At 32.1% G+C, this 12,652-nt stretch carries 11 protein-coding genes; 9 read left to right on the forward strand and 2 right to left on the reverse strand.

The annotated features are described in order from the left end of the window. The first annotated feature begins 799 nt into the window (after positions 1 to 799). On the forward strand, positions 800 to 1,498 hold the full coding sequence (locus H527_RS0112345) for a hypothetical protein (RefSeq protein ID WP_027412999.1): 699 nt from the start codon (positions 800 to 802) through the stop codon (positions 1,496 to 1,498). Positions 1,499 to 1,841: 343 nt separating this feature from the next. After that, positions 1,842 to 2,567 carry a YebC/PmpR family DNA-binding transcriptional regulator gene (locus H527_RS0112350; RefSeq protein ID WP_027413000.1) on the forward strand — a complete coding sequence of 242 codons (726 nt, stop codon included), beginning with the start codon at positions 1,842 to 1,844 and terminating at the stop codon, positions 2,565 to 2,567. A gap of 76 nt (positions 2,568 to 2,643) precedes the next feature. On the opposite strand, the gene glyA is transcribed toward H527_RS0112350, so the two are convergent. Further along, the gene (gene glyA / locus H527_RS0112355) at positions 2,644 to 3,915 is read right to left on the reverse strand and encodes a serine hydroxymethyltransferase (RefSeq protein WP_027413001.1); all 1,272 of its coding nucleotides are present in this window, start codon (positions 3,913 to 3,915) and stop codon (positions 2,644 to 2,646) included. A gap of 336 nt (positions 3,916 to 4,251) precedes the next feature. Between glyA and fahA the strand changes: the two genes are divergently transcribed. From fahA to H527_RS22045, 5 genes are all read left to right on the forward strand, one after another. Next, positions 4,252 to 5,532 (forward strand): fumarylacetoacetase, encoded by a 1,281-nt coding sequence (gene fahA, locus H527_RS0112360; protein WP_027413002.1) that lies wholly within the window; start codon positions 4,252 to 4,254, stop codon positions 5,530 to 5,532. A gap of 136 nt (positions 5,533 to 5,668) precedes the next feature. Then, the gene (locus H527_RS0112365) at positions 5,669 to 6,856 is read left to right on the forward strand and encodes a hypothetical protein (protein WP_027413003.1); all 1,188 of its coding nucleotides are present in this window, start codon (positions 5,669 to 5,671) and stop codon (positions 6,854 to 6,856) included. Positions 6,857 to 6,923: 67 nt separating this feature from the next. After that, complete coding sequence (locus H527_RS0112370; RefSeq protein ID WP_027413004.1) at positions 6,924 to 7,520, forward strand: Crp/Fnr family transcriptional regulator; 597 nt, start codon at positions 6,924 to 6,926, stop codon at positions 7,518 to 7,520. A gap of 89 nt (positions 7,521 to 7,609) precedes the next feature. Further along, positions 7,610 to 7,888, forward strand: coding sequence for a hypothetical protein (locus tag H527_RS0112375; protein WP_035088109.1), 279 nt, complete (start codon positions 7,610 to 7,612; stop codon positions 7,886 to 7,888). Between the two features lie 113 nt (positions 7,889 to 8,001). After that, positions 8,002 to 8,436, forward strand: coding sequence for a group III truncated hemoglobin (locus H527_RS22045; protein WP_035088111.1), 435 nt, complete (start codon positions 8,002 to 8,004; stop codon positions 8,434 to 8,436). A 9-nt stretch (positions 8,437 to 8,445) separates the two neighbouring features. On the opposite strand, the gene ytxJ is transcribed toward H527_RS22045, so the two are convergent. Next, entirely contained in the window at positions 8,446 to 8,841 is a 396-nt protein-coding gene (gene ytxJ, locus H527_RS0112385; protein ID WP_027413006.1) for a bacillithiol system redox-active protein YtxJ, read from the reverse strand. Between the two features lie 201 nt (positions 8,842 to 9,042). Between ytxJ and clpB the strand changes: the two genes are divergently transcribed. Further along, a complete protein-coding gene (gene clpB / locus H527_RS0112390) occupies positions 9,043 to 11,643 on the forward strand; it encodes an ATP-dependent chaperone ClpB (RefSeq protein WP_027413007.1) in 2,601 nt (866 codons plus the stop codon). Positions 11,644 to 12,013: 370 nt separating this feature from the next. Then, a complete protein-coding gene (locus tag H527_RS0112395; protein ID WP_027413008.1) occupies positions 12,014 to 12,610 on the forward strand; it encodes a TetR/AcrR family transcriptional regulator in 597 nt (198 codons plus the stop codon). Positions 12,611 to 12,652 lie beyond the last annotated feature (42 nt).

Consider the following 12,652-nt stretch of genomic DNA (forward strand, 5'->3'; position numbering starts at 1 on the left):
TAGCCACGATTAGAACCGGGTTCAGGTAAATCTAATTCAGACATATACTCCCGAATCCCTGTTTGATCTATAAATCTTTTCATCAAACTCATACCCCCAAAAGGAGTGACTTGTTTATCTGAATACTCAATAGGAAGGTTAACCATATGGGTGAAATTTAAAATATAACCTAAAGCTAGTAATAATCAATAGGAATAACAATAATTTAAACCCTATTGCATAATTCAGGTTAAACCAACAATCTTTCATTTTGGATAAACAAACGTTATAATCAATAACACAAGTCATAGTCAAATAGGAACACTAGGAGAAGTAATAAATAATTTCAATCTAAATATCTTTGGCTCCCTAAATACAATTTATGTAGTAGTACAATATCTAGGTAAAAATCCCACCTAATTGCTGTACTTACGAACACAACCCTGCTCATTTAAGATTTTAATTCGCTCGGACGTTCATGTAAATAAACTATATTTACCATTTAATGTACACATATTATATATAAATCAAAGCAATTTAATACTAGATCGAAAGGTTATTTCTTTTTGCTACGGCTCCTAATTTTTATAAGCTTCGAAAAAAACTTAAAAAACGCAGTAGAACCAAGTAGCTCAGGCATATCTACCTTGCTCCAACTCATAAACCAGGCATTGCCTACAATCAAAAAAATACCGATAAATAATATAAACATAAGTACAGCAATGATTGTTATCTTTAATAGACTTTTTTAAACCATAAAACACTCTTGTAAATAAGTAGCAAAAGTGATTATAAGCATTACAATAAAACGCACCTAATAATGAAGACTTTTGAAATTAATATAGTAATTCTACTACTCGTATTCATTCAATTTTCAGGATATACGCAATCAGAAAAGAATATGTCGAACAACTCCTTGGTTATACCTTTAAAAATCGGAAAAAATCCTAGCACTCAATTGGAGACATTAGTTATAGAACCTGCCAATCTATTCATCCAATCAAAACCAGTAAATAAACCCTTTTCGCATATTCAACTAGAATTAAATATAATTGACAATAATAGTAGATACACTACTTTTCTCTGGAATTATAATGAGTCTAATGGTAGTCAAAAAATAAACTATCCGAAAGCATACCAAAACTACTCTTTTAATTTAAAAATGAATAAAGAAGAGATTGAGTTAGTTGTTGAAAAATTAGACTTTGGCAAAGCAATGTTTATTGATTTAGGGCAAACAGCAGTTATCGGAAACCTTACAATTCTATTTGAAGATTGTATTGGAGAATGGTCCGTTGATATAAATGGAAATCAAACAGATGCCTTTAATACCTATAACATTTCGCTATCAGAAGAAAATGAGCAGAAGACCGTCTCATTTATGTCCCTAAATAAAAATACTGATAAGGAGCTATCGATAGAATGGAAGAATTATAAAATTTTGGTTTTAGAAGATTCTGAAAAAGCATTAAAGCTAATGGTGGTTAATAACAATTCTAAGCAAAATAAAAATAGGTAATCAAGTAGATAATAGATTACAATTTTATTGAGTTTACCGAAACACTTCTCACAGTTCTACTTAGTTAATCAAAGTACAACCTGTCTGCACACATATCTCATAACAGACAGTAACACATCCTATTCTTTTATCTCTGTATATGGTAGTAATAGTATCTAGCATAGAGCTTTGCGTTACTGCCTAGCCGCTTCGCTCACTGCCCCCATCTAGCTTATTCACTAAAAACATCTATCAGATGTTGCATATTCTTAAAAATATAATAACCTTTACTTGAAATTACATAAACATTTGTCAAAAACTTGGTTTCTACTTATGTTTGTATTCAGATTTTTAAATTTAGCATATGGGAAGAGCTTTTGAATTTCGAAAGGCACGTAAAATGAAACGTTGGTCAGCAATGGCTAAAGCGTTTACCAGAATTGGTAAAGATATTGTAATGGCTGTAAAAGAAGGTGGGCCAGATCCTGCTTCTAACTCTCGCCTTAGAGCAGTAATCCAGAATGCCAAGTCTGTGAACATGCCTAAAGACAATATTGAAAGAGCTATCAAAAAAGCTTCAGACAAAGATCAAGGAGATTATAAAGAAGTACTTTTTGAAGGGTATGCCCCTCATGGAATTGCTATTTTGGTAGAAACAGCGACGGATAACAATAATCGAACGGTTGCTAATATAAGGTCTTATTTTAATAAATGTGATGGAAATTTAGGCACATCTGGTTCTGTTGAGTTTATGTTTGATCACACCTGTAACTTTAGAATTAATAGTGAAGGACTGGATCCAGAAGAATTAGAACTTGAATTTATTGATTATGGAGCCGAAGAAGTTTTTCAGGATGAAGATGGTATACTAATCTATGCACCTTTTGAAAGTTTTGGTGCTATACAAAAAGAGTTAGAAAGCCGGGAGATAGAAATTCTGTCTTCAGGATTTGAACGTATACCACAGGTGACTAAAAAACTAACTCCAGAGGAAGCTGCTGATGTAGAAAAATTATTAGAAAAAATAGAAGAAGATGACGACGTGCAGAACGTATACCATACAATGGAAGAGTCCTCTTCAGAAGAATAAAAATGTTTTTGTTTGCACAAAAAAAGAGTTTAGTAGTACTAAACTCTTTTTTTTATCCTATTAAGAGGTAACCATCTTATACAAATAAAGGTTTGTTTGCCATCATTTCATTAACATCATCGGCAATACCATGTAATATCTCTTCGTTTTCTATGTTAACAATTACCTTGTCTATTAATTCTACAATAGCCAACATATCCTCTTCTTTTAATCCACGAGTAGTAACCGCAGAAACACCAATACGAATTCCTGATGTTACAAAAGGAGACTGGTCATCAAAAGGTACCATATTTTTGTTAACCGTAATTTCGGCAACACCTAATGCTTCTTCTGCTTGTTTGCCTGTAACTCCTTTATTTCGTAGATCGATCAACATCATGTGATTATCTGTACCTCCAGAAATAACTTCATATCCTTTCTTTACAAAAGCAGCAGCCATAACCGCAGCATTTTTCTTTACTTGTACGATATAATGTAAAAAATCATCTGTCAAGGCTTCTCCAAATGCGATTGCTTTTGCAGCGATTATATGCTCTAAAGGCCCTCCTTGGTTTCCAGGAAATACAGCACTATCTAACAATGAGGACATCATCCTTTTCTTACCATTTTTTAAAGTAATCCCAAAAGGATTCTCAAAATCTTCCCCCATAAGGATAAGACCTCCTCTTGGACCACGTAATGTTTTATGTGTTGTTGTAGTAACTACATGACAATGCGGGATAGGATCTGAAATCACTCCTTTTGCAATTAGTCCTGCTGGATGAGCTATATCTGCAAAAAGAATTGCTCCTACACTATCTGCTATTTCTCTAAATCTTTTGTAATCAATCTCTCTTGAATATGCAGATGCACCTGCAATGATTAATTGTGGTTTTTCTGCTAAAGCAATTTCTTGGATTTTATCATAATTTAATCTTCCCGTCTCTTTATCCACTCCATAAAAAGCTGTCTTATACAATTTACCCGAAAAATTAACTGGAGATCCATGTGTTAAATGCCCCCCATGAGAAAGATCAAAACCTAATATTTTATCTCCTGGTTTAAGACACGCATGATACACTGCCGTATTTGCCTGAGAGCCCGAATGAGGTTGCACATTAGCATACGTTGCACCAAACAATTCTTTAGCTCGATCAATAGCTATCTGTTCTACAACATCTACTACGGCACACCCACCATAATATCTCTTGCCTGGATACCCCTCGGCATATTTATTAGTTAGTACAGACCCAGCAGCTTCCATTACTTGTTCACTCACAAAGTTTTCTGAAGCAATAAGTTCTAATCCGTTGATTTGACGTTCTTTTTCGTCCTGAATCAAATCAAATATTTGTTCGTCGCGTTGCATGAATTGATAGTTTGTTAATAAAGGTGTAAAAATAGGGAATCCATTCCTTAAATAAGTCTAAATAGCGTCTAATAAATATAAACAACTTGTTCACAGCTTAGCTACATATTTCTAAAAAAAGACATATTCTTTTTAGAGTTCATTTTTTTTATATAAAAAAACATATAACTTTAAAGAGAGAAAATTCGTTAATTAATTTAGATAGATGTTTTTATAAAAATAATAACATATCTTACCATTAATTTAAATATTTTTTACACTTATAAAAACTTTTAACCGCTCGAAAATTATATATTTGATTATAAAAATTATAACAACCGTATTAAAAAAACAATAATGCCCATAACTGCAAATTATCCAGATAGAAAAACATGGATTGAAACACCCCACAACACGGATTTCCCTATACAGAATATCCCTTTTGGGGTTTTTCTTACAAGGGATGATATTATAACTATAGGTACTAGAATCGGAGATACAGCTATTGATCTTGGGGCACTACACCAATTAGGTTATTTTAGCGATATTCCTTTAACAGATGATATTTTTTTACAAGACACCTTAAATGATTTTATTTCTGATGGAAAAAAAACATGGAGGTTGGTTCGTAATAAAATTGCTGAAATTTTTGACGACAAAAACGATACTTTAAAAAACAACGAAAACCACAGAAAAGAAGTCTTATTCTCTTTGGATGAGATCGAAATGCAATTACCAGTTAGTATTGGAGATTATACAGATTTTTATAGTAGTATAGAACATGCTACCAATGTTGGAAAAATGTTTAGAGATCCAGAAAATGCTTTACTTCCTAATTGGTTACACATGCCTGTAGGGTATCATGGGCGTAGTAGCTCTATTATCCCATCAAATATCCCTATACACCGCCCACAAGGTCAAAAACTTATTAATGGCGCTACAGAACCTATTTTTGGACCATCGAGATTAGTAGATTTTGAACTAGAAATGGCTTTTATTACTACCGATGCTAATCATTTAGGAGAACCTATTCCTATTGAGGAAGCTGAAGATTATATATTTGGCTTAGTATTATTTAATGACTGGAGTGCCAGAGATATTCAAAAATGGGAATATGTGCCTCTTGGTCCATTTTTAGGTAAAAACTTCGCATCTTCTATATCTCCTTGGATTGTAACCCTGGATGCTTTAGAACCATATAGAACAAAAGGACCTAAACCATTAAAAAAACAACTACCCTACCTTCAATATAAGGGAGACAAAAGCTTTGATATAAAACTGGAAGTAGCTATTAAACCAGAAAAGCAAGAAGAAACAGTAGTTTCCAGAAGTAACTTTAAGCACATGTACTGGAATATGGCACAACAACTTACACATCATACAGTTAATGGCTGCCCAGTAAACTCAGGTGATTTAATGGGTAGTGGAACCCTATCTGGGCCTACACCAGAGTCTTACGGGTCTATGCTAGAGCTAAGTTGGCGAGGCGAAAAACCTGTGCAACTTAATGCTGGTGGCAGTCGTAAGTTTATTGAAGATAATGATACCGTAATTATTAGAGGGTATTGTGAAAAAGAAGGAGCTAGAATAGGATTTGGTGAAGTTTCTACAAAATTACTCCCTGTATTTAAAAAATAAAAACACTATCAACTACTATAAAACCCCGAGAAATCTGTTTTCGGGGTTTTTTTATTACCTTTTGGCATCAAAGTTGTCATTACTACCCCAAATCTAATACCAATTTAATTTTGAAATAGGTATAAAAACTGTAAATATGAAAAAACTACTACTTTTACTAGTCATAATTATAATCACTTTTTCTTGTAGTAGTGTTAAGAAAACCGAAAAGGCTCTTAATACAGGAAACTATGACCAGGCAATAAATATTGCGCTAAGCAAACTTAGAACAAACAAAAACAAAAAAGGAAAGCAACCATATATCCTAATGCTAGAGCAAGCATACGATAAAGCTATAGATCGGGATAAAAATGCAGTTATTTTTTTAGAAAAAGAAGAAAACCCTGCAAATCTTGAACGCATATATAACACCTATTTATCTTTAAAGAAAAGACAAGAACGAATCAAACCATTATTACCTTTATACGTAGTCGAAGAAAGCAGAACCGCTAATTTCTCTATAGATAACTATGACCAAAAAATCATAAATACCAAAGAAAAACTCTCTAGATACTTATACAATAATGCTAAATCTTTATTATCCTCAGCAAGAAAGAAATTAGAATATCGAAATATATATGAAGACCTGATATATCTAGACAAAATTACACCCAATTATAAAAATACTCGGGAGATGATAGAAGAAGCTCATGAAAAAGGAACCGATTTTATAAAAGTAACAATGCAAAATAATACAAATGTTATTATTCCTAAAAGATTAGAAAGTGATTTACTTAATTTTAGCACATATGGCCTTGATGATCTATGGACTGTTTATCATAGTCGCCCCCAACGATCTATATTATACAACTATGCAATGATTGTAGATTTAAGAGAAATCAATATATCACCTGAACAAATCAAAGAGAAACAATTAAAAAAAGAAAGATTGGTTAAAGATGGGTGGGAATATTTATTAGATGAAAACGATGAAATTGTAATTGATGATAAAGGAAAAAAGGTTAAAGTAGATAAACTGATAAAAGTACAGTGCGAATATTATGAATTTACCCAATTTAAAGCGGCTAATGTAGTAGGTAATGTACAATACAAAAACCTAGAAACAAAACAACTTCTAGATGCCTTTCCTATAGTCAGTGAGCATGTTTTTCAACACACCTATGCTAATTACAATGGAGACAAACGCGCTCTTGAAGATCCATTGCTGGGCTATCTAGGACTAAAGTCTGTTCAGTTTCCGTCCAATGAACAAATGGTTTATGACTCTGGTGAAGATTTAAAAAATAAAATAAAAAAGATTATTACCACCTATCGTTTCAAATAATAAACTATTCTACGATCTATAATTTATCTTTGTACAAGATCTTAACCTATACTAGACCTATTTTAATATGATCGATCCTAAAATCTTACTTAACTCAGGAGGGAAATTAAAAAAATATAACCGTGGGGAAGTTCTTTTTGAAGAAGGAGCTACCGCTCGATACTATTATCAAGTGCATATCGGTGAAATTAAAATGAATAATTATAACCAAGACGGAAAGGAACACATACAAGGTATTTTTACTAAAGACAAAAGTTTTGGTGAACCTCCATTATTTGCAGATTTTAAATACCCTGCAAATGCCGAAGCTATTACAGACTCTGAAGTATGGCTATTATCTAAACAAAAGTTTTTAACTCTCCTAGAAGAAAACCCAAAAATACACCACAAGTTCACTAGCACTTTAGCTTTACGCCTTTATTATAAAGCAATTATGGTTTCTGAAATATCTACCCAAGAACCAGAACATCGTATTCTTAGAATTTTAGATTACTTTAAAAAAAATAATTCTAAAAAAAACAGCTCTAATATTTACAAAGTAGAACTCACAAGACAACAACTTGCTGATTTAACAGGATTACGTGTAGAGACTGTAATACGAAGTATTAAAAAACTAGAGCAAAAAGGAGAACTTTTTATTAAAGACAGAAAAGTACATCGGTAACTGTACTACCATACTATTCTTATGATTAGGGTCATAAAAACTTAATACCTGATTATAATATCTTTGATTAATTTCTAAAAAAAGAAGTTATGTATTCAAAGATATTAAAAGATTTCAAACAGATGTATATGGCGTACATCCCTCTTATGATTATAATTTCGAGTTGCTTAGGATCTGTTGCTGCAATGTATATTCTAATGCAAGAACGATCCTCACTTCAAGTTATAGAACTATCTGTATGCGTTATTGTATGTATGGTATTTAATGCTTCTATTTTAGCTCAAATGAAACCAAAATTTATTCTCAATCTATTAATAGCTAGTCTTTTTATTAATAGCTTACTAACCATTATCAATTTACCATATTAATTAATAACCTTGGAGCCAAACTCATGAGGTATGCTTGTGGAAAATATATTTTGCTTTTGAGATAAGCCTAAGAGAATTAAACTCCACAATGTGGATCAAAATTACAGAGTCAAATGAAAAAAACACCAATTAACGATATCCTAAATAGAAAAGACATATATCTACTAATTTCTTCATTCTATTCTAAAATTAGAGCAGAAAAAACTCTAGGCCCAATTTTTAATCACATGATTATAGATTGGGAACAACACATAAATAAACTAACCGATTTTTGGGAAACTAATCTTTTGTTTGAAATAAAATATAAAGGCAATCCAATTGCTGTACATCAAAAAGTAGATGCTACTTTTAAAGGAACTATTAACCAATCTCATTTTGGAATATGGCTCAACTTATGGATAGAAACTCTAGACCAACTATTTAAAGGAGAAAATGTAGAAATAGCCAAACGAAGAGCTAGAAAAATGTCTACACATCTTTATATAAAAATGTTCGAGTCCCGAACAGCAGAAAAAACTATTTGTCCGTTTATACCTGAAAAAAAATAAAAATATGTTTTAAATAAACTGATGCAGAACCTGTGGCGTAATCGTACTATGTGACGAATGATGAACAGTAACCCCATTTCGTATGATGATAAACTGTGGAGATTCATGAAATACCTGAAATCTGGCAGCAACCTCAGCAGATAAATCTCTATAACTTAACAAATCCAAATAATAAAGATCTAGTTTTCCTTCTTCAATATCAAAACTTCGTTCAAAATTACGAAAAACCATACTACTAATTCCACAACGAGTAGAGTGCTTAAAAATAGCTTGTGTTTTAGTTTTAGAGGCTTCAATAATTTCATCTAATTGATCTACAGAAGTAAGTTCTTGCCAAGACAAAGCTTGCTTTTCTTCTTTTGGCTCTTGTTCCTCTCCCCCGAATAATTTATTAAATATTCCCATTTTTTATCTTATCAAATATGTTACAAACTTAGTTAAATCATTTTTAAAATTGACTATAATCATATATTGGTCGTTACAAAAAGTTTAACTTTACACTAAGTCAAAAAGTCAGTAAAACAAATCAAAATAAAGACATTTTGTCGTTTTTTAATATCAGGAATATTATTTGATTCTATAAAATGAAACTCAAAATAAATAAAAATGAATTTTAATAATTTCACCATAAAATCACAAGAAGCTATACAGCAAGCGCAACAACTTGCTCAAAGCTTAGGACATCAACAAATAGAAAACGAACATATATTTAAATCCATTTTTAGTGTGGATGAAAACGTACTACCCTTTCTATTAAAAAAATTAAATGTAAATGTTTCTCTTTTACAACAAGTTTTGGATAGTACGTTAGAAAGTTTCCCTAAAGTTTCTGGAGGAGAAATACAATTATCCAGAGAAGCTGGAAAAACATTAAACGAAGCAAGTATTATCGCTAAAAAAATGAATGATGAGTATGTTTCTATTGAACATCTGGTAATCTCTATTTTTAAATCTAAAAGTAAAATTGCTCAAATATTAAAAGATCAGGGTGTAACCGAAAAACACCTTACCGAAGCTATTAACGAAATCAGAAAAGGAGAAAGAGTTACTTCGCAAAGTGCAGAAGAAACCTACCAGTCTTTAAATAAATATGCCAAAAATCTTAACGAAATGGCAGAAACTGGAAAACTAGATCCTGTAATTGGTCGTGATGAAGAAATACGTAGAATTTTACAAATCCTTTCCCGTCGTACTAAAAACAACCCTATGCTAGTTGGTGAACCAGGCGTTGGTAAAACTGCAATCGCAGAGGGGTTAGCACATAGAATTGTTTCTGGTGATATTCCTGAAAACTTAAAAGAAAAACAAATTTTTTCTTTAGACATGGGAGCTTTAATTGCAGGAGCAAAATTTAAAGGGGAATTTGAAGAACGCTTAAAAGCCGTTATTAAAGAAGTAACATCCAGCGATGGAAATATTGTATTATTTATAGATGAAATTCATACGCTTGTAGGAGCTGGTGGCGGACAAGGAGCTATGGATGCTGCAAATATTTTAAAACCAGCCTTAGCAAGAGGGGAGCTTCGTGCGATTGGAGCTACCACCCTAGATGAATATCAAAAATATTTTGAAAAAGATAAAGCACTAGAAAGACGTTTTCAGAAAGTCATCGTAAACGAACCTGATACAGAAAGTGCCATATCTATTCTTAGAGGAATTAAAGAAAAATACGAAACCCACCATAAAGTACGTATAAAAGATGAAGCCATAATTGCTGCTGTAGAACTATCTCAACGATATATTACTAATAGGTTTTTACCAGATAAGGCTATCGATTTAATGGATGAAGCAGCTTCTAAGCTTAGAATGGAAATCAACTCTAAGCCAGAAGAATTAGACGTCTTAGACAGAAAGATCATGCAACTCGAAATAGAAATCGAAGCCATTAAGCGTGAAAATGATGAAACAAAACTAAAAACACTTAATGCTGATTTAGCAAACCTCAAAGAAGATCGTAATGAAATATTTTCTAAATGGCAAAGTGAAAAAGAAGTAGTCGACGCCATACAAAATACCAAAACTAATATTGAAGAATATAAAACCGAAGCGGAAAGAGCAGAGCGAAACGGTGATTATGGAAAAGTTGCAGAGTTACGCTATGGTAAAATAAAAGAAGCACAAGAAAACCTGGATGAATTACAAAAACAACTAGATCTGCAACAAAATAAATCTTCCCTTATTAAAGAAGAGGTTACTAATGATGATATTGCAGAAGTAGTAGCAAAATGGACAGGAATACCTGTAACCAAAATGCTGCAAAGTGAGCGAGAAAAATTATTGGTTTTAGAAAAAGAACTTCATAAACGTGTAGTCGGACAAAACGAAGCAATACAAGCCGTTAGTGATGCAGTACGAAGAAGCCGAGCAGGATTGCAAGATAAAAGAAAACCTATAGGATCTTTTCTATTTCTAGGTACCACAGGCGTTGGTAAAACAGAACTTGCAAAAGCACTAGCCGAATACTTGTTTAATGATGAAAGTGCTATGACACGAATAGATATGAGTGAATATCAAGAACGTCATGCTGTCAGTAGATTAGTAGGAGCTCCTCCTGGATATGTCGGATATGAAGAAGGTGGTCAATTAACAGAGGCCGTTAGAAGAAAACCATACTCTGTAGTGCTACTAGATGAAATTGAAAAAGCACATCCAGATACTTTTAATATACTTTTACAAGTATTAGATGAAGGCCGATTAACAGATAATAAAGGCAGGACTGCTGATTTTAGAAACACTATTATCATAATGACCAGCAACATGGGAAGCCATATCATACAAGAAAAATTAGAAACTATAAAAGACATGGACACTGCTATGGAAACAGCAAAACTAGATGTATTGGGTTTACTAAAACAATCTGTTCGTCCAGAATTTTTAAATAGGATAGACGACATTATTATGTTTACTCCTCTAACCAAAGGAGATGTTAAAGAAATAGTAAAACTGCAACTAAAATCTGTTTCTAAAATGTTAGCAGAACAAAATATAACTCTAGATGCTACGGACCAAGCAGTACTATATCTGTCTGAAAAAGGATTTCAACCAGAATTTGGTGCAAGACCAATAAAACGTACTATACAAAAAGAAGTTTTAAATAAACTATCTAAAGAAATACTTGCTGGCAAAGTGTCTACAGAAAGTATAATCTTATTAGATGAGTTTGATAATAATCTTGTATTTAGAAATGAAACAGACTTAGTTTCCTAAAAAAATAAGTTTATCACAACATTAAGGAGTGGAGAGATAGAAATAAAAAACCTATCTCTCTACTCTTTTTAACATAAAACAAAAATAATGAACTTTACCCTATAATAATTTACGGCTTAACCATATATTGGAATATTGACTGTAACCAAGCACAAAACTCTCTTAGAAAGTTTGATACTTTAATACGCTTTCAAAAAAACACTATCGAAGAAGCTTACAATCTACCCAAAAGCATATCTAATAAAGAACCTTTGGATGTAATCTATAATAAGTAATTAAAAAAATACGTCTAATTTTAAGTTTATATTAATGAGACAAAATATACCGATTGGTATATTTCTTTTGTATATTTAACAATATTTTCATCCAAATGCTAACAAAGGCCGAACAAACTGCAGAGTTTATTATTCAAACCGTAGCTCCTATATTTAATAAAAATGGGTACGCAGCAACTAGTCTAAGTGACATCACTAAAGCTACCGGTCTTACTAAAGGTGCAATCTATGGCAACTTTAAAAACAAGGAGGAATTAGCTATTGCTGCTTTTAAAATGACAGAAGAAAATATGATCCGCCGTATTGTAGATCATCAATCTTTAAGCAAATCACCTATTGAAAAATTATTTTTGGTTACCGATTTTTATAGAAATTACTATAATTACACTCATGAAATGGGAGGTTGCCCTGTCCTAAATATGGGAGTAGATGCAAAGTATCAAATTCCAGTTCTTTTTGAACACGTGCAACTTACAATTACTAGGATTCAAAACAATGTAGCCAAACTCATTGATGCAGGCAAAAAATATCAGGAAATAAAAAAAAGCATAGACTCTATGCTATATGCAAAACGATTATATAGTATGATAACTGGTGCTATCTTTATGACTCACACTATGGAGGATAATAGTTATTTATTAGAAACCATGGATCAAATAGACAGCATGATACATAAACAACTTAAACGATAATTATTTTTTTTAACTAGAAATATACCAATCAGTATAAAAACA

This window comes from Aquimarina muelleri DSM 19832 (assembly GCF_000430665.1).
In the GTDB taxonomy this organism is placed as follows: domain Bacteria; phylum Bacteroidota; class Bacteroidia; order Flavobacteriales; family Flavobacteriaceae; genus Aquimarina; species Aquimarina muelleri.